This is a genomic window from Streptomyces sp. NPDC094032, assembly GCF_040303965.1.
Taxonomy (GTDB): Bacteria; Actinomycetota; Actinomycetes; order Streptomycetales; family Streptomycetaceae; genus Streptomyces.
In genome coordinates this window covers 464383-482151 of sequence record NZ_JBEOUE010000001.1, presented here as the reverse complement: position 1 = coordinate 482151, position 17769 = coordinate 464383, and the positions used below count along the sequence as shown (strand labels likewise).

Below are 17769 nucleotides of genomic sequence, written 5' to 3'. Positions count from 1 at the left end.
GCCCGCCCGCCCGAGCAACTCCCCGGCCGTCCCCTGCGTCCTTCCGCACAGCCGCGATCACCACGTTTCAGGGAACGGAACACACCATGAGCGACAAGGCTCGGATCCTCTTCGACGCGCTCGATCTCGATCAGGACGGCACCCTGACGCGTGCCGAGGTCATCGGCGCGCTGCGCGCCAAGGGGCCGACGCTCGTCGCCCAGGGGGTGATCCCGGTGTGGGGTGTGGGGGACGACGACTCCGCGTCGGCGTTGTTCGATCAGGCTGATCAGAATGGTGACCGGGTGCTCAGCTTCGAGGAGTTCGCCGCCCTCGTCGACCGTCGGTTCGGGTGGTGACGGGGCTCAGGGGGCGGTGCGTACGGGGAAGCTGAAGGGGTGGCCCTGCTGCTTGAGCCAGGGGAGTACCTGGTTCAGGGCGGACACCGTCTGACCGCGGTCGCCGCCGCCGTCGTGGAAGAGGATCGTCGGGCCGTTGGAGAGTTCGTTCTTGACCGTGCGGACGATGGACGCGGAGCCGGGGCGTTCGAAGTCCTTGGTGTCGACGTTCCAGCCGAGCGGCCGCATGCCGGCCGCCGCGGCGATCTTCCGGCTGTCGGGCGTGAAGGCGCCGCCCGGGGCCCGGTAGTACTCGACCTTCGCGCCGCCGGCCGCGTCCTCGATCATCTTCTTCGCGTCCAGGATCTGCTGCCTCTGGTACGCGACGGACTTCTTGTCCATCGAGGTGTCGTGGTCCATGGTGTGGTCGCAGAGCCGGTGGCCCTCGGCGACGACCCGCCTGACCAGGTCGGGGTGCTGTTTGGCGTTCGGTCCGACCATGCAGAACACGGCCTTGACGTCGTTCTCCTTGAGGATGTCGAGGATCTTGGGCGTCCATCGCGGGTCGGGCCCGTCGTCGATCGTGATGTTGACGGCGGAGCCGCCCGACTCGGCGGCGTGCGCGATGGACTCCGGCATCTTCTCCGGGCGCACCTGCGCCGGGCCCTTTCCGGTCTCCTTGTCCCGTCCCACGGGCGCGTTCGCACCGGGCGCGGCGCCCGCCGCGTCCGGCTCCGTCAGCGCGGTGGCCCCCCATGCCGCCAGGCTGAGGCCGATCGCCGACGCCACCACGGCTATGTGCGTGGTGTACTTGCGCTTCTCTCCCATGGAATGCCCACTCCCCGTAGGTTCCTGACCGTATCCCAGTAGGGAGGACGGCCGAGGCGGCGGGAAGGTTTCCCGCATTTCGGACGCGAATGTCACACCTTCGTCATGGTGAGCGGCGCGTCCCGGTCGGCTCCGACGACGCCGCCGGTGCCGAGGACGTCGGATGCGGGCATCTCGGCAGCGCCGGGCGGTCCTTGGTGCGGACGGCGGGCAGCCACGCCGTGCCGGGCGGGCCCGGGCGCGGGAGCCGGATGCGGAACCACACGGTGGATGTGAGATCTTCCTCATCGATGATGGGCAGCCCGTCCGGCAGCCGGCACTCCGCTTCGAGGACGTCGCCGTGCCAGACCCGGGTCGGCACGACGTTCTGGGCCGTGTAGGGCCGCAGCGGGTCGATCGCCAGGCCGAGGCTGCACTGGCGTTCCCGGTCCGTACGCCCCTGGCAGCCGCGCTCGGCGTTGAACACCCTGATCGGGGCCGGGCCTTCGGCGGTCGATCCGTCCGCCCCGCCACCCGCTCCCCCCGTGTACGACCAGAGCGCCAGGCCCACCGCCGCGCACACGGCCGCGGCGAGCAGTGCGACCAGCGGGCGGGACCGGCCGCGCCCCCTTCGGGTCCGGCGGGCGTCCGGGGCGGGGCGGGCGGCGATCCGGTCCAGCAGGGTCTGGGCCGTGTGGGCGGCGCGGGCCTCGTGGCTGGGGGCGAGGCAGTCGGCGGCGAGCTCGCGCCAGAAGGCGGGGACGGCGTGATCCATACGTAACGGAGCGCGCCCTTCCGCGTACTCCCGTACGGCGGCGGTCCGCGCGGCCGGTGTGGCGCCGGGGAACGGGGAGGCGCCCGAGGCGAAGACCTCGTGGATGACGACGCCCAGCGCCCAGACGTCGGCGCTGGGGCGCACCCGGACACCCCGCTCGCCGAGCGGCTCGCGCCCCCGCTCGGGCGGGAGGTAGTCCAGGGTGCCCATCGGCGGCGTGTAGCCGTGGGTGCCGGTCAGTTCGATGGCGAAGCCGAAGTCCGACAGCTTCACCGAGCCGTCCTCGCCGATGAGGATGTTCTCGGGCTTGAGGTCGGTGTGCACCCAGCCCGACCGGTGCAGATGGGCGAGGCCCTCGCAGATCCCGGCGATCAGCCGGGCCCCCTCCTCCTCGCTCACCCCGGCGTCGAGCAGTTCGCGCAGACTGCACCTGGCGCGCTCCATGACCAGGACGATCGCCCCGTCGAGGGCCGGGTCCTCGGACCCGCCGAGGACGAAGGAGTCCAGCAGCCGCACCAGCCGGGGGTGCGGCGCCCCGCGCCCGAGCCCGACCTCGCGCGCGGCGGCCTCGGCCACGTCGCGGGCCTGGCGCGGCGCGAGCCCCGCGGTCGGCATGATCTTGAGCGCGACCTCCTCGGGCCCGCCCGGCCCTGGGTCGGCCGGCCGCGCCGCGTACACGGTCGCCCAGCCGCCGGAGCCGATCGGCTCGGTGACGGTCCAGTCGCCCACCCGGTAGCCCTCGGGCAGCGGTTCCGGCCGCCCGCTCTCCCACGAGACGGTCCGCTCGTCCACCCGCACCACGCCCCTACCGTCCCCGCTCGGCGGGTTCGGCGGCCGGAGGCAGGAGCGCGAGGTGCTCCTCGCGGACGATGCCGAACTTCAGGGCGAGGCCGACCACGGCCTCGCGCTTGCCGTTCCTGCGGTCGGTGCGGCCGGTGTCGGCGGCGCCGGGGACGCCGATCCGCAGCTTCTCGTCGGCGAGGTAGTCGATGTGCGAGCTGACCGCACGGGCCGTCAGCGTCGCGCGGGCGGCGTGGCCGCGCAGCCGCTCGACGACCTGCGGGGTCGTGGGCACCGCGACGGGTGACCGGTCGCGCAGCCACGGTTCGCAGAGGGCGACGAGCACGAGGAAGTACGTGGCGGTCTCGTCCAGGGAGTACGCGGTGAGGGTGCGGCTCTCGCCGAGGCCGCCCATGCCGCGCGGGTCCAGATAGACGTGGTCCGGCGCGAAGACCTGGAAGAAGACGGTGGTGTCGCGGCGGGTGGGCAGCACGACGCGGGAGAACTCGAAGGGGATGGGCGCGCCCGCGCGGCGCGGCGGGACGCGCAGGTACTCGCCCGCGCCCTCCGGGTTCTCCACGAGATAGCTGTGGGTGGTGCTGTGGTTGCTGAGCTGCCAGTGGTCGTCGGTCGCCCGGATCTCGCCGGCCAGCCGGGAGATGGCCGCGTCGGCGAGCCGGAGCTCGACGGGCGTGCTGGACGAGCCCCGCCCGAACCGGGCCCGCTGCCCCGGCCCGAGCCTCAGGGTCACGGCGTCGCCGCTCGTCTCCCCGTCCACGCCCCCGCCGCTGCCCTGCGGCAGGTGGATGACAATCCCGCTCACCGCTCCCCCGTCCCGCGTGCCGACCACTGTCCGACACACCGAACGTTACCGGTTGCAACGGGTGATGCACCCAGTGGCATCGGCCACTTCCGGAGCCCTCCGCGCGGCCTCTACGTGCGGGTTCGCCCCGCATGTGCCGTTCGTGACGGAGTGTCAGGGGGCCGGGGCGCTCGACCGGAGCGTTGCGACCGCGCGGTCGCCGAACGCGGTCCACGGCAGCCAGCCGCCGCTGGGCCGCGCCTGGACGCGGGTACGGATCCGCCCGTCGGCGGTGACCGCGAAGAGGTGGACGCGGCCGGTGGCGTCGGCCGCGCCGGAGGGTGTCGCGGTGAGCGTGACGCCGGGCTCGCCGAACTCCTCGCCGGGATCCCAGGCGCCGCCGGGGCTGAGCTGCCAGCGGTGGTCGAGGCGCTCGCCGCCGGGGGCCGGCGCGAAGGCCTCCAGGCGGCCGTCGGCGCTCGGGACGAGGAGCGGGGCCGCGGTCGACCAGCCGAACAGCGGCTGCCAGGCGTCCCAGCCGCCGCTGGCGACGGACTGGCGCCGGTGGAAGGAGCCCACGCCGGAGGGGGCGACGGCGGCGACGGTGAGCCGGCCGCTGCCGTCCCTGCCCACCCGGGGCGCGTTGCCCGCGGCGGTGCCGAAGGCGCTCCAGGCGGACCAGGCGCCGTTGGGCGCCAGTTGCCAGCGGTGGCTGAGGGCGGCGCCGCCGGGGGCGAGGACGAACACTTCGAGGCGGCCGTCCGCGTTGGCGGCGACGACCGGCGGCGCGCCCGCGGGCCCGCCGAATCCCGCGTCCCAGGGGTCCCAGGCGGACCCGCCGGGCGAGGTCTGCCTGCGGCGCGCGACGACGGCGCCGTCGGGGCTCAGGGCGAACACCTCCAGTCGGCCGTCGGCGTTGCGGGCGACGGCGGGGGCCGCGGCGGCCGGGCCGCCGAACTCCTCCCAGTCGGACCAGCCGCCGTCCGCCCGCTGCGCCCTGTGGTGCAGATTGACGCCGCCGGGGGCGAGCGAGAAGACCTCCAGCCTGCCGTCGGTGTCGCGCGCGAGCGTGGGGACCGCCCCGGCCGGGCCGCCGAAGCGCTCCCAGTCGGACCAGGTGTCGGTGGCCGGGTCGAGCTGGACGCGCCGCAGCATCGAGCGGTCGGCCGCGTCGAGCGCGAACACGTTCAGGCGCCCGTCGACGTCCAGGGAGACGGCCGGGTTGTCGGGGCTCTGCCACGAGGGCGGGGTGGCGCGCCACTGGAGGGGCGCCAGGTACAGGCCGTCGCCGAACCAGCCGGCCGCGCTCGCGTAGCGGTCGGCCCCGTCGGCGACCGCCTCGACGGCGTGACCGGGGACATGGCCCGCGTAACCGTCGAGGGTGAAGCGGAAGGGGTCCCGGGAGGCGAGGACGTCGGTGCCCTCGTAGCCGACGCGCGGGCCGATGAACAGGTAGTACCAGCCGTCCTGTTCGAGGACGAAGGGCGATTCGGTGACCGAGACCCCGGTGGACTCGGTGGTCTCGTCGGCGTAGGCGGTGCCGGGCTCGCTCCAGTGGACCAGGTCGTCGGAGCGGCGGTGGCACACGAGGTGCCGGCCGTCGGTGGCGGAGACCTCCGTGTAGTATATGACCCACTGGCCGGCGATCCGCGTCACCATCGGGTCGCGGGCGGCGCGCCCCCGGAACAGGGGGCCGGACGGCAGGCGGGTCCAGGTGGTCAGGTCGGTGGAGGTGGCGAGGTTGATCGCGGCCCCGGTGCTGCCCCCGGCGGCGTAGAACATCCAGTAGGTGCCGTCCGCCTCGATGACGTGCGGCGCCCAGAGGTGCTCCTCGCCGTGGTAGCCGGGGTCGAGGGTCAGCGCGTCGGCGTGGCCGGTCCACGGGCCGTACGGGTCGGGGGCGGAGGCGTGCGCGAAGGCGGTCTCGGCGGCGCTGTCCGGGGAGCGGCCGGGGGCGGCGCTGTCGCCGACGATGCCGAACACGTGCCAGCGGCCGTCGGCCTTGAGCAGGGTGTGGTCGTTGAGGTAGCGGCGCCGTCCGGGGGTGGACGGGTCGTAGACGTGGGTGAAGGGGCCGGCGCCGATCCACCGGTGGGGCGGGATCGTCCCGGCGGCGGCCGTGGCCGGGGCGAGGCCGGGAAGGGCGAGGGCGCCGGCGGCGGCGGTCGCCCGCAGCAGCCCGCGTCTGCTGATGGGGTGCATGGCTCTTCTCCTGGTCGGCGGGTCCCCGGGGCCTGTCCGACAGGCCTTGGGTCCCGCGGCCGGCCGGGCCGCTCAGGGGCGGGCCCGGCCGGTCGCGGGGGGGTCGGGTCAGTCGACGGCGGGGCCCGCGGTGTTCTTGAGCCAGGCCCAGTCGGACCAGTCCGAGAATCCGGTCTGCCACTTGTGGAAGACCCCGGCGTGGCTGGTGCCGAAGACCTCGATGCGGCCGTCGGCGTTGGTCGCGGCGGTGATCTCCGTACCGCCGCCGCCGTAGTTCACCCACTGGCCGTACGGGGCGTTGACCCCGTTCTGCCAGAGGTGCTGGGCGACGGTGCCGTTGATGGCGAAGACCTCGACCCGGCCGTCCGGCGAGCGTTCGCTGGTGAGCTGCGCGTCGGCGGGGCCGCCGGTGGGCTCCCAGTCGGACCAGCTCGTCGGGTTGGTCTGGTACTTGTGGAAGACGCCGACCGGGCCTGAGGCGAAGACCTCGATCCGGCCGTCCTGGTTGTGGTCGACGGTCAGGTCCTTGCCGCCGCCGCCGAAGTTCTCCCACGCGGACCAGCCGCCGTTGACGGCCGTCTGGTACTGGTGCTGGAAGACGTCGCCGTTGAGGGCGAAGATCTCCAGGCGTCCGTCGGGGGACTTCTCCACCTCGATGCGTCCGTTGACCGGGCCGCCGCCGGTGGGCTCCCAGTCGGCCCAGCCGCCGTTGGGGGCGGTCTGGTACTTGTGGAAGATCCCGACGGGTCCCGAGGCGAAGACCTCGATCCGCCCGTCGGCGTTCACGCCGGCCGCGATGTCACGCCCGCCGCCGCCGAAGCTCTCCCAGCCGGACCAGCCGCCGGAGGGCTCGGTCTGGTAGCGGTGCTGGAAGGTGTTCCCGTTGATGGCGAACATCTCCAGGCGCCCGTCCGCGTTCGGCGCGATGGCGAGTTCCGCGTTGCCGGGGCCGCCGAGGAACTCCCAGTCGGACCAGGCGCCGTTGACGCCGACCTGCCAGGCGTGGTGCACCCCGTCGGCGCCGGCCGCGAACGCTTCGAGGCGCCCGTCGGCCGAGCGGGCCGAGACCACCCGGCCGGATTCCGCCGGGTACACGACCGGGGCGGGCCCGGGTCCGGGGGTGCCGAGGCGGTCCACCGCGGCGCGCGCCTCGTCCAGGTGGCGCCGGTGGAGGCCCGCGTTGTACGTGGACCAGGGCTGCCAGTTGGTGCCGCCGTTGGAGATGGTGAAGGCCGCGTTCGCGTTGCACTGGGCCTGGTAGGCGCAGTTGTCGTCGACCTCGGGGTGCCAGTAGTCGTTGATCTGCCACAGGCCTCGGTCGCGGGACGGGGGCGTGTTGTTGGTGACGTTGGTCGCCGACGGGTCGCAGCTGGACTCCGCGAGGGCGACGGCGATGGCGGTGACCAGGCCGTCGCCCCGGAATCCGGCGTTGTAGCCGACCTGGGCGCACAGGTCGCTGGAGGCGGCCTGCGCGGGCGGGGCGACGCCGGTCAGGATGCCCGCCGCGAGGAGCAGCGAGGCGAACGCCGACAGGACGGCGCGCTGGGGCGCTCTTCGGGAGCGCTGTCCGTTTCTCACGTGCTGTCTCCTCAGCCGATCGCGGGACCGGCGGCGTTGTTGACCCAGGCCCAGTCGGACCAGCTCGTGGGCCCGGTCTGCCACTTGTGGTAGACGCCGGCCTGGCTGGTGCCGAACACCTCGACGCGTCCGTCGGCATTGGTGGTGGCGGTGATCTCCGTACCGCCGCCGCCGAAGTTCTCCCAGGTGCCGTACGGGGCGTTCACTCCGGTCTGCCACAGGTGCTGGGCGACGCTGCCGTTGATGGCGAACACCTCGACCCGGCCGTCGGCGGTGCGTTCGCTGGTCAGCTGGGAGTCGGCGGGGCCGCCGGTGGGCTCCCAGTCGGACCAGGCGGTGGGGCTGGTCTGGTACTTGTGGAAGACGCCGACCGGTCCTGAGGCGAAGACTTCGAGCCGCCCGTCCTGGTTGTGGTCGACGGTCAGGTCCTTGCCGCCGCCGCCGAAGTTTTCCCAGGCCGACCAGGTGCCGTTGACGGCCGTCTGGAACAGGTGCTGGAAGGTGTTCCCGTTGAGGGCGAAGACCTCCAGGCGTCCGTCCGGGGCCTTCTCCATCTCCAGCCGGGCGTCGGCGGGGCCGCCGCCCGCGGACTCCCAGTCGGCCCAGCCGCTGTTGGGCGCGGTCTGGTACTTGTGGAAGATCCCTACGGGCCCTGAGGCGAAGACCTCGATCCGGCCGTCGGCGTTCACCCCGGCGGCGATGTCGCGCCCGCCGCCGCCGAAGCTCTCCCAGCCGGACCAGCCGCCCGAGGGCGCCGTCTGGTAGCGGTGCTGGAAGGTGTTCCCGTTGATCGCGAACATCTCCAGGCGCCCGTCCGCGTTCGGCGCGATGGCCAGCTCCGCGTTGCCCGGGCCGCCGAGGAACTCCCACGCCGACCACTGGGCGTTCTGTTCGAGCTGCCAGGCGTGGTGCACCCCGTCGGCGCCGGCCGCGAAGACCTCGAGACGCCCGTCGGCCGAGCGGGCCGAGACCACCCGGCCCGACTCCGCCGGGTACGTCAGCGGCCTCGGCTGCGGGACGCCGCCGGGGACGCAGGGCAGGGTGACGCCGCGCTCGGCGAGGTAGACCTCGGGGTCGATGCCGTACGAGGTGGAGGTGTCGCCCCAGATCCGCAGGTGCAGGTGGACGCCCTGCGTGTCGCTGCCCTCGTTGCCCATCAGGGCGATCCGCTGGCCGGCCGTGACCTGCTCGCCGACGGAGACGAACCGCTGGTACATGTGCCCGTACTCGGAGATGCGCCCGTCGGGGTGGAGGATGCGGATCCACTGGCCGTAGCCGTCGGCGTAGCCGGAGTGGGTGACCTGTCCGTCGCCGATGGCGTAGATGGGCGTGCCGAGGTCGTGGGCGATGTCCACGCCGTTGTGGCCGGGGTGGAAGCCCTGGGTGACCACCCCTTCGGCCGGGCAGGCCGCGGAGGCGAAGGCGGCCCGGGCGGCGGCCTGGACCGTGGGCCGGGCCGTGGGCTGGGCGACGGCCTGCGGGGTCAGCAGCAGGCCGGGCGCGAGGGCCGTGGCCGCGGCGAGGAGGACGCGCAGGGCGCGCCGGGGAAGACCGAGCAACACGAGAGGCTCCCCGTCAGGCCTTGCGCAGGCGCGCCACGACGCCGTCGATGTCGCGCTGGAGCATGTCGCGGCGGATGAAGTGACCGCCGGGCAGCTCGTACGACTCGTGCGGGATGCGGGCGTTGTCGAGGGCGGCGCGGAACTCGCGCTGTCCGGCGAGGACCTGGGTCTCGTTGACGGTGTCGAACCAGCTGACCGGGTTGGGGCTGGTGCCGGCGACGAGGAAGACCCGCTTGTTGCGGTAGCTCTCGATGCGCTGCACGGGGTTGTCGGCGGTCACCCGGGCCTCGTCCCAGAACGGGGCGCCGTAGATCGTGCCGCCGTTGAGGTCGAGGGCCGCGGAGGAGGCGTTGGCCCAGTGCACGACGAGGCCGCCGTCGCGACGCAGGCTGGCCGGGCCGGAGTGGGCGCTGACCGAGGCGAAGTGGCCGTAGTACTTCGCGGCGTACTTCAGGGCGCCGAAGCCGCCCATGGAGAAGCCGGAGACCGCGCGGCCGTCGTACTCGGCGAAGGTGCGGAAGTTGGCCTCGACCCAGGGGAGCAGCTGGTTGATGTGGAAGGTCTCCCAGTTGCGGGGGCCGACGTTGGAGCTCACCGGGTTGGAGTACCAGCCCGTGTGGCCGCCGTCGGGCATGACCACGATGATCGGCCGGCCGGCCGTCAGCTCACGGATGTTCTCGCGGTCGAAGGTGATGAAGTCCTGGTCGTTGCCGCCGCCGTGGAAGAGGTAGAGGACCGGGTAGGTGCGGCCGCTCCAGTGGTAGTCGTCCGGGAGCAGGACGTTGACGCCCGGGTTCCAGCCGATCGCGTCGGTCTGGAAGCGGTAGTACCACATGCGCGGGTCGCCCTCGTTGCGGTCCACGATGCGCAGACCGAAGCCGTCACCGGCCGCCGCGGCCGACGAGGCCGAGCCGAGCACGCCTCCGGCGCCGAGGGCCAGGGCGGCGGAGAGCCCGCCGGCGGACTTGAGGATGCTCCTGCGGGTGGGGTGGTGCGCGGTCAACGTGACCTCCAGGTAGACGCGGCGGTACCGAGCGCTGGGCGATAGGACGGTAGCGACGCTTCCCCGGGCGATGCATCCGGAACCTTACGGACTGACAGGTGCGGCCGGTTGGGCTACGGATGGAGGCGGGCCGGTCCGTTCAACAGGGTTCAACACATCCCCTCCCCCGCTCCCGTCTCCCGACCGCGCGATCGGGCCATGCTGTCCGAAAGAAGGTGTTCGCACGGGACGAGGGGGCACGGGTGAGTCCAGGATCGACAGAGCGGAACGCCGTCGGGGAGGGCATCGGGAGCCCGGTCGGGGACACGGTCGGGGTCGGCGCGATGGCGGTCTATCTGCCCCGTCTGCGGGTGGACCTGCGCCGGTGGTGCGCGTGGACCGGGCACGACCCGGACAAGGTCGGGGCCGTCACCGGCCGGGCGTTCCGCATGTGCGGCCCCGACGAGGACGTCTACACGATGGCCGCGACCGCCGTGCTGCGCCTGATCCTCGACAACGCCGTCGATCCGGGCACGGTGGGGTTCCTGGCCCTGGGCACCGAGTCGAGCACCGACAACGCCGTCGGCACGGCCACCGTCCGGGGGATGGTCGACCGGGAGCTGGCCCGCCGGGGGCTGCCGGTGCTGCCCCGGGACGTGGAGATCCCCGAGTACAAGCACGCCTGCCTGGGCGGTATGTACGCGCTGTGCGGCGCGGCCCGGTTCACGCTCTGCGACGCGCGGGGCCGGCGCGGCATCGTGGTGGCCTCGGACGTCGCCGAGTACGAGCGGGGCAGCACGGGCGAGCAGACCCAGGGCGCCGGGGCGGTCGCCCTGCTGGTGGAGCGCTCCCCCGCGCTCTTCACGCTCGACCTGGCCGCCGCCACGGGTGCCTCCGCCTACCGAGGGCCGGACTTCCGCAAGCCGGTGGCCCGCCACCGGCTGCCCGGCTACGCCCCGGCCACCCGCAGGACCAGCGACTTCCCCGTCTTCAGCGGCCGGTACTCGTCTACCGCCTATCTGGACGCGGTCACCGGGGCCGTCGAGTCGCTGTGGCGCCGGGACGCGGCCAGCCCCGCCGAGCAGCTGGACTCCCTGGGCGCGCTGTTCCTGCACCGCCCCTACCGCCACATGCCGCTCCAGGCCCTGTCGTTCCTGTACGTCCGGGCGCTCGCCGCCTCCCCCGAGCGGCGGCGGGAGCTCGACCGGCTCTGCGACGGCGGACCGGAGGCCGCGGAGGTGCGGGCCGAACTGGCGCACCGGCCGGACCTGTTCGCCGCCGTCCTGGCCGGCGACCGGTCCCCCGAGCCCTTCCCCGCCACCGCCGCGCTCGCCGCCCGGCTGCGCCGCACGCCCGCCTTCCGGTCCTTCGCGGACCGCACGCTCGGTCCGGGGCGCGAGCTGCTCGACGAGGTGGGCAACCTGTACACGGCCGCCCTGCCCGCCTGGATCGCCGCCGGACTCGCCTCCGCCGCCGAGGCCGAGGCCGCGGACGAGACCGAGGACGAGACCGAGCCCGCCGGGACTCCGATGCTGGCCGTCGGCTACGGCAGTGGCGACGCGGCGCTGGCCCTGCCGTTCTCGCCGGTCCCCGGCTGGCGCTCCGCCGCCCGGCGCATCGGCTTCGCGCGGGCGCTCGACCATCCGGTCGACCTCGACCGGGAGCTGTACGAGGCCCTGCACGACCGGCGGGAGGTGCCCGGTCTCCATCTGCATCCCCAGGACCGGTTCACCGTCGTCGGCACCGGCGGGGAGTACGGGCGGGACTTCCAGGACCTCGCCGTCGACTACTACGCCTACGAGTACTGAGATGACGCTACGAGACGAGCACGTCGGCGCCCAGGACCCGGTCGTCGAGGAACTGGCCACGGGCCGCAGGGGGCTGCACGCCCTCCCGCCGGGCCTCTCCCCCGACGAGGCCGCCCGGATCCGGCGGACCGCGCTGGAGCGCGGGCACCGGATCGCGCTGCACGGCATCGGCGCGTACACCATGGATCTGGGCCCGGCCCGCTGCGAGAACGTCCTCGGCGCCGTCCAGGTGCCGCTGGGCGTGGCGGGACCGCTGACCCTGCACGGTGAGTACGCACGCGGTGAGGACGTGCATGTGCCGCTGGCCACCACCGAGGGCGCGCTGATCGCCTCGGTGGCCCGGGGGTGCCGGGCGCTGCGGGAGGCGGGCGGGGTCACGGTCCGGGTGGAGGACGTGGGCGTCACCCGCGCTCCGGTCTTCGCGACCTCCGGGGTGGAGGAGAGCCACCGGCTCGTCGCCTGGGTCGAGCGGCACCGGGAGCGGCTGGCCGCCGTCGCCGCCGAGGGCAGCGCCCATCTGCGTCTGGTGGAGATCCGGCCGCAGGTGGTGGGCCGTTCGGTCTACCTGCGCTTCCGCTTCACCAGCGGGGACGCGATGGGGATGAACATGGCGACCGTCGCCTGCGAGCGGATCGTCCGCGAGCACATCGAACCGGCCACCGGCGTGCGCTGTGTCGCCCTCTCGGGCAACTACTGCACCGACAAGAAGCCGTCGGCGGTCAACTTCCTGGAGGGCCGGGGCAAGCGGATCACCGCCGAGGCCCGCCTCGACGGGGCCGTCCTGGCCAGGGTGCTGCACACGGACGCCGAGCGCCTGGCCGAGGTCAACTACCGTAAGAATCTGGTCGGTTCGGCTGCCGCCGGGGCGGTCGGCGGGTTCAACGCGCACTACGCGAACATGGTCGCCGCGTTCTTCCTCGCCACCGGCCAGGACCTCGCCCAGGTCGCCGAGGCCTGCCAGGGGATCACCAGCGTGGAGCCGCAGGGCGACGGGGTCTACGTGTCGGTCTTCCTGCCGGACGTGCCCCTGGCCACCGTCGGCGGCGGCACCGGGCTCGACACCCAGCGGGAGGCCCTCGCGCTCCTCGGCATCGGCACCGGCACCGGCACCGGCCGCCGGTCCGCGCCGGGGCACGACGTCCTGCGCCTGGCGGAGATCCTCGGCGCGGTCGTCCTCGCCGGTGAACTCAACCTGCTGGCCGCCCTGTCCAGCGGCGCCCTTGCCTCCGCCCACCAGCGGCTCGGCCGGCCGGTGGCCCGGTGAGCGCCGTCCTCGCCCGGGTCCCCGGCAAGGTCGTACTGTCCGGCGAGCACGCGGCCGTCCTGGGCCGCCCGGCCCTCGCGGCCGCCGTGGGCCGCCACTGCACCGCGTCCGTACGGGCCAGGCCCGACGCGCGGGTGGGGCTGCTGCTGCCCGACGTGGGCGTGCGGCGGCACACCGACTGGCCGTCGATCCGCCGCTACACGGCCGCCGCGCGGGACCGGTGGACCGCCCACACCGCCGCCGCCCGCCCCGGGGGCTTCACGGCGGTACGGGGTGACGACCCGGCACATCTCGTCCTGGCGGCGCTCGGGGAGACCCTTCCCCATCTGCCGAGACCGCCCGGCGGGCTCACCCTGACGGTCCGCTCGGCGCTGCCCCCCGGCGCCGGTTTCGGCAGCTCGGCGGCGGTCGCGGTCGCCACGGCCGCCGCGCTCCTGGCCCACGCCATCGGCTCCGCCGACGCCCGTACGGTGGCCGGGGCGGCGGGCCGGGCCGAGGAGCTCCAGCACGGCAGCCCGTCCGGCGTCGACACGGCGACCGTGCTCCGGGGCGGCCTGCTGTGGCTGGCCCCCGACGGGCGCGGCGCGGCCCGGGCCGATCCGCTGACCGTCGCCGGGGACGTCCAGGACCTGTTCGAGCTGCACCACACGGGCCCGGCCGCCGAACCGACCGGGCAGGTCGTCGCCGCCGTGCGCGGCCGCCTCACGCCGGGCCTCCTGGACCGCGCCGAGCGGGCGACGGCCGGGCTGCGCGAGGCGCTGACGGCGCCCGTCCCGGACCGGGCCGGGGTGATCGCGAGCGTCCGGGAGAGCGCCCGCTTCCTGGCCGCGCTCGGGGTGGTGCCGCCCTCGGTGGCCGCGATCGTCCGCGCCGTCGAGGCGGCGGGCGGGGCCGCGAAGGTGTGCGGCGCCGGTTCGCTGCGCGGGCCGGGCGCGGGCGCGCTGCTCGTCGTCCGGCCGCCCGGGGAGCCCGTACCGATACCCGGGCTGAGCGACACGACCCGTATCGGCGCGCCGCTCGGCGGGCCGGGACTGCACTGGGAGACCACACGATGACCGACACCGTGACGGCCGTGGCACCGGCCAACATCGCCTTCGTCAAGTACTGGGGGATCCGCGACGAGGCCGAGGTGCTGCCCGCCAACCCCTCCCTGTCCATGACCCTCAGCCGGTGCGTGTCCCGGTGCACCGTGGGGCTGCTCGGCGCGGACGCGGGCGCGGACGAGATCTGGTGGCGGGGCGCCGACGGGGAGACCGGGCCCGCGCCCCGGCCGGTGGCCGAGGGCATCCGCGCCCAGTTGCGGCGGCTGCGGGGCGCCGAAGGACCGGCGCTGCGCGTGGTCACGGGGAACACCTTCCCCACCGCCGCCGGGATCGCCTCCTCCGCCTCGGGGTTCACCGCGCTCACGCTCGCCGTGACGACCCTCCTGGAGGGGGAGCCGGACCCCGGGCGCCTCTCGGTCCTCTCCCGGCTCTCGGGTTCCGGTTCGGCGGCGCGCTCGGCCCTCGGCGGCTACGTCCGCTGGCCGGGCGGCCCGGACACCCCGGCGGGTCCCGCCGTCCAGGTGGCGCCCGCCGACCACTTCAGGCTGTGCGACGTCATCGCGGTCGTCGACGACGGGCCGAAGGCGACGAGCTCCCGGGAGGGCCACCGGCGGGCCCTCACCAGCCCCTACTTCGCGCGCCGCCTGGAGCTGCTGCCCGAACGGATCCGTACGGTCGAACGGGCCCTGTGGGACCGGGACTTCGCCGCCTTCGCCGAGGCCGTGGAGACGGAGGCGGTGGACCTGCACCTGATCGCCATGTCCGCCACGCCGCCGACGTTCTACTGGCAGCCCGGCACCCTGGCCGTCCTCGCGGCCGTCCGCGCGCTGCGCGACCGGGGCGTGGCCGCGTGCGCGACCATCGACGCCGGGCCGAACGTGCACGTCCTCACCGTCCCCGAGCACGCCGAGGAGGTCCGGCGCGCCGTCGCGGCCGTACCCGGCGTCCGGCACACCATCGCCGACGAGGCGGGCTACGGCCCGTACCTCTGCGACGACCATCTCACCCCGCCGTGAGCCGGGGGGCCGCTCGCCCGCGCCCGGCTCAGAGGCTCCCGGGCCCCAGGAGCCTGCGCAGCGCCTCGTAGCCGCGCCGGTCGTGGGGGTCGCGCAGGTCGAGGAAGACGGTGTGCAGCGCGCCGTCGTGGGTGTAGACGTCGAGGTGGCCGCTGGAGTAGGTGGGCCGGCGGCCGGTGGCCCACTCCGCGGACTCGATGTCGGCCGGGTCGAAGGTACGGGAGCCCAGCCTGATCCGCTCGCCCGGCAGGAGGTGCCCGGGATCGAGGTCGTACAGGAGCGTGCGGGCCCGCGCCGCCGTCGCCTCGTCCCCGTCGGCGACGGCCCGCACATAGACCTCGCGCCCCTCGGCCAGACGGCCGGGGGCGACCTCGACGAGGCGCCGGTGCGCCCGGTGGGCGGTGTCGCCGAGGTACGGCGGTTCCATGGCGCGCAGATACAGTCCGCAGGCCTCGTCGACGGCGCCTTCCCCGGCGGCCAGGTTGGCGAGGTTGAGCAGGGCCTTGCGGGCGTGCTCGGGATGCCCGGTCTTGACGGTCCGCCGGTAGAGCTCGCGGGCGTGCGCCGGTTCGCCGTTGCGCTGCTGGAAGATCGCGTAGTTGAACAGGGACTGCGGCGCGTGGTCCGGGTGCCCGGTGGCGACGGCCCGCTCGAACGCGGCCCTGGCCTGCGCGGTGCGGCCGGCCTGCGCCTCCAGGACGGCCAGGTTGGCCAGGGCCATGGGGCCGATGTCGGGGTGGCCGCTGTCGGCCGCCCGGACGAACGCCTCCCGGGCGGCGTCCACCCGTCCTTCGGCCCGTTCGCGTACCGCCTCGTCGAAGGCGTCCCGTGCGGCCTGTTCCGTGTCTCCCGCCATGCCTCCCCCTCCCCCCCTCTCGTCCGGCCCCCGCCGGCCGGTCAGCGCACGTGTGCCGCGATCCGCCGGGCGCACTCCAGCGACTCGGTGCGCGTGGTGTCCACCTCCAGGTCGTACACGACACCCTCATGCACCTGCCCGGCCTGGAGGGCGGCCATGCCCGGCGCCCGGTCCCCGCGGGCGATCTCGCGGCCCGCGGCGACCGTGGCGTCGCAGCGCACGCCCACCCACAGCACGTCGAGCCCGTCGAGGTGCTTGAGCCACCGCCGCTGGGACTCGGCCCCGCCGAGGAAGACCTCGTCGATGACGATCCGGGCCCCGGCGCGCGCCATGACGGCGATGCCCTCGATCCAGGCCTCCTCCAGCCTGCGGAACTCCGGCCCGACGTTGACCTCGCCGTCCGCGCCGATCTCGATCCCCTCGTCGGCCGCCGTCATCCGGGCGGGCAGCGCGTCGACGAACGAGTCGACGCCGAAGGCGAGCCAGGGCTCGGGGAGCACCGACTGGAGGCAGCGCACGATCCCCGACTTCCCCGCGCTGGAGCCGCCGTTGAGAATGATCATCTGAGTCGTCATCGGGCCACGGTAGGCCCGGTGCCTCCGGACGGGAAACGGATTACGGCGCGCCGCGACTCAGTGCCCGCCGATCCGGTGCACGTACGGCTCCACACCGGGCCGGTGGGCGGGCCAGCCCGGGTCGCCGGTGGCGGTGAAGGCGGCCAGCGCCCCGCTGAACGCGCGGGCCAGCGCCCGGTCCCGGTCGTCGACCGGGCCGAGCATCGGCGCCGTCGCGTACGCGTCGAGGCGGTCGAAGGCGAACGGGAGGTCGGAGCAGTGCGGCGCGCCGAGTCCCGGCACGGCGGTCGAGGCGCGGCCGAAGCGGTAGACGTGGGCCGGGGTGCCGTGGGCGGCGCACTCCCGCGCGAGGGTGTCGACGCCCTCGCCGAACGCCGCCCGGGTGACGGCCTCGACCAGTTCGGCCGGGGCGTCGGGCCCGAGGAAGGCGGTGGCCTCGTGCGTGGTGCTCCCGACCAGGACCCCCTTGCCGGCGAGCGCCCCGGCGGAGACGGCCTCCGGCAGGCCGGCCGGGTATCCGGAGCCGCCGAGGACGGGGTACATCGGCGGGGCGGCGTCGCCCGGTCTGGCGAGTTCGGCGGCGACCCGCCCGTAGGTGTCGAGGAGGTCTCCCACCGGTACGTCCCGCAGGGACTTGGCGAGGTGCTCGTCGCGCTCGATCCCGAGCAGGGCGAGGAAGCGGCCGGCCGCGCGGGCGGCGTCCTCGGGAGGCTGCGGGGGCAGGCTCCAGGGGCCGCTCTGCAGGATGAGCCGGTGGATCAGCGGTCCGGTCGCCGGGTCGGCCGCGAGGGCGAGGGCGGAGTACGCGCCGGCGGACTGGCCGCCGACGGTGATCCGGTCCGGGTCGCCGCCGAAGGCGCCGATGGTGTCCCGTACCCAGTGCAGCGCGGCGGCCTGGTCGCGGGCGCCGAGGTTGTCCGCGCCCGCCTCCGGGAGGTGGAGGTAACCCAGCGGCCCGATCCGGTAGTTGGCGGTGACGACGACGATGTCCCCGGCGGCGGCCAGGCGGGACCCGTCGTACCAGTCCCAGCCGCCGGAGCCGCTGGCGAAGCCGCCGCCGTGGAACCAGAGCAGCACCGGGCGCGGCGGCCGTCCGCCGGGAGCCGGGGTCCAGACGTTGAGGGTGAGGCAGCCGTCCTCGTCCCCGTCCGGGATCCGCGCGCCCATGACCGGCGCGAGCCGCCCGGGCCCCTGGGGCACGGAGGGCCCGGGCCGCGTGGCGTCGCGCACCCCGGGCCAGCCGGGGTGCGCGGCCGGCGGGCGGAAGCGCATCCGCCCCACCGGCGGGGCGGCGAAGGGGACGCCCCGGAAGGCGGTCACCCCGCCGTCCGTCGTGCCCCGCAGGCTCCCCTGCCGGATCGCCAGAACCGTCGTGTTCCCGTTCGTGTCTTCCCTCGTCACC

Annotated in this window: 15 protein-coding genes; 5 read left to right on the top strand and 10 right to left on the bottom strand. The window is 74.8% G+C overall.

What is annotated here, in order from left to right; genetic code table 11:
- The first annotated feature begins 56 nt into the window (after positions 1-56).
- Complete coding sequence (locus ABTZ54_RS01895; RefSeq protein WP_351656411.1) at positions 57-338, top strand: EF-hand domain-containing protein; 282 nt, start codon at positions 57-59, stop codon at positions 336-338.
- A 6-nt stretch (positions 339-344) separates the two neighbouring features.
- Here the strand turns inward: ABTZ54_RS01895 and ABTZ54_RS01890 are convergent, their stop codons facing one another.
- From ABTZ54_RS01890 to ABTZ54_RS01860, 7 genes are all read right to left on the bottom strand, one after another.
- Positions 345-1145 (bottom strand): polysaccharide deacetylase family protein, encoded by an 801-nt coding sequence (locus ABTZ54_RS01890; protein ID WP_351655705.1) that lies wholly within the window; start codon positions 1143-1145, stop codon positions 345-347.
- A gap of 103 nt (positions 1146-1248) precedes the next feature.
- A complete protein-coding gene (locus ABTZ54_RS01885; RefSeq protein WP_502997157.1) occupies positions 1249-2700 on the bottom strand; it encodes a serine/threonine-protein kinase in 1452 nt (483 codons plus the stop codon).
- 4 nt (positions 2701-2704) lie between these two features.
- Positions 2705-3502 carry a serine/threonine protein kinase gene (locus tag ABTZ54_RS01880; RefSeq protein ID WP_351655702.1) on the bottom strand — a complete coding sequence of 266 codons (798 nt, stop codon included), beginning with the start codon at positions 3500-3502 and terminating at the stop codon, positions 2705-2707.
- 153 nt (positions 3503-3655) lie between these two features.
- Positions 3656-5683: a DUF8189 domain-containing protein gene (locus ABTZ54_RS01875; RefSeq protein WP_351655698.1), complete on the bottom strand. Its 2028-nt coding sequence runs from the start codon at positions 5681-5683 to the stop codon at positions 3656-3658.
- 108 nt (positions 5684-5791) lie between these two features.
- The gene (locus tag ABTZ54_RS01870; protein WP_351655695.1) at positions 5792-7261 is read right to left on the bottom strand and encodes a DUF8189 domain-containing protein; all 1470 of its coding nucleotides are present in this window, start codon (positions 7259-7261) and stop codon (positions 5792-5794) included.
- Between the two features lie 11 nt (positions 7262-7272).
- Positions 7273-8823: a DUF8189 domain-containing protein gene (locus tag ABTZ54_RS01865; RefSeq protein WP_351655691.1), complete on the bottom strand. Its 1551-nt coding sequence runs from the start codon at positions 8821-8823 to the stop codon at positions 7273-7275.
- 13 nt (positions 8824-8836) lie between these two features.
- A complete protein-coding gene (locus ABTZ54_RS01860; protein WP_351655688.1) occupies positions 8837-9826 on the bottom strand; it encodes an alpha/beta hydrolase in 990 nt (329 codons plus the stop codon).
- 242 nt (positions 9827-10068) lie between these two features.
- Here ABTZ54_RS01860 and ABTZ54_RS01855 point away from each other — a divergent pair, with 242 nt between their 5' ends.
- From ABTZ54_RS01855 to mvaD, 4 genes are read left to right on the top strand one after another with little or no spacing between them, the layout of a single operon-like run.
- Positions 10069-11613, top strand: a complete 1545-nt coding sequence (locus tag ABTZ54_RS01855) for a hypothetical protein (RefSeq protein ID WP_351655685.1) — start codon at positions 10069-10071, stop codon at positions 11611-11613.
- A gap of 1 nt (position 11614) precedes the next feature.
- A complete protein-coding gene (locus ABTZ54_RS01850) occupies positions 11615-12877 on the top strand; it encodes a hydroxymethylglutaryl-CoA reductase (protein ID WP_351655682.1) in 1263 nt (420 codons plus the stop codon).
- The gene (locus tag ABTZ54_RS01845) at positions 12874-13932 is read left to right on the top strand and encodes a mevalonate kinase family protein (protein ID WP_351655679.1); all 1059 of its coding nucleotides are present in this window, start codon (positions 12874-12876) and stop codon (positions 13930-13932) included. Before ABTZ54_RS01850 ends, ABTZ54_RS01845 begins: the two co-directional genes overlap by 4 nt.
- The gene (gene mvaD, locus ABTZ54_RS01840) at positions 13929-14936 is read left to right on the top strand and encodes a diphosphomevalonate decarboxylase (RefSeq protein WP_351655676.1); all 1008 of its coding nucleotides are present in this window, start codon (positions 13929-13931) and stop codon (positions 14934-14936) included. Before ABTZ54_RS01845 ends, mvaD begins: the two co-directional genes overlap by 4 nt.
- A 28-nt stretch (positions 14937-14964) precedes the next feature.
- Here mvaD and ABTZ54_RS01835 read toward each other — a convergent pair whose 3' ends face one another.
- From ABTZ54_RS01835 to ABTZ54_RS01825, 3 genes are read right to left on the bottom strand one after another with little or no spacing between them, the layout of a single operon-like run.
- Positions 14965-15792: a tetratricopeptide repeat protein gene (locus ABTZ54_RS01835; RefSeq protein WP_351655673.1), complete on the bottom strand. Its 828-nt coding sequence runs from the start codon at positions 15790-15792 to the stop codon at positions 14965-14967.
- Between the two features lie 41 nt (positions 15793-15833).
- On the bottom strand, positions 15834-16367 hold the full coding sequence (gene cpt / locus ABTZ54_RS01830) for a chloramphenicol phosphotransferase CPT (protein WP_351655670.1): 534 nt from the start codon (positions 16365-16367) through the stop codon (positions 15834-15836).
- Positions 16368-16424: 57 nt separating this feature from the next.
- Entirely contained in the window at positions 16425-17768 is a 1344-nt protein-coding gene (locus ABTZ54_RS01825; RefSeq protein ID WP_351655667.1) for a carboxylesterase family protein, read from the bottom strand.
- Between the last annotated feature and the right edge of the window lies 1 nt (position 17769).

Coding starts and splice junctions, on each gene's coding strand:
- ABTZ54_RS01890 (WP_351655705.1), bottom strand. CDS start 1,145: ATGGGAGAGAAGCGCAAGTACACCACGCACATAGCCGTGGTGGCGTCG.
- ABTZ54_RS01875 (WP_351655698.1), bottom strand. CDS start 5,683: ATGCACCCCATCAGCAGACGCGGGCTGCTGCGGGCGACCGCCGCCGCC.
- ABTZ54_RS01850 (WP_351655682.1), top strand. CDS start 11,615: ATGACGCTACGAGACGAGCACGTCGGCGCCCAGGACCCGGTCGTCGAG.
- mvaD (WP_351655676.1), top strand. CDS start 13,929: ATGACCGACACCGTGACGGCCGTGGCACCGGCCAACATCGCCTTCGTC.
- ABTZ54_RS01835 (WP_351655673.1), bottom strand. CDS start 15,792: ATGGCGGGAGACACGGAACAGGCCGCACGGGACGCCTTCGACGAGGCG.
- cpt (WP_351655670.1), bottom strand. CDS start 16,367: ATGACGACTCAGATGATCATTCTCAACGGCGGCTCCAGCGCGGGGAAG.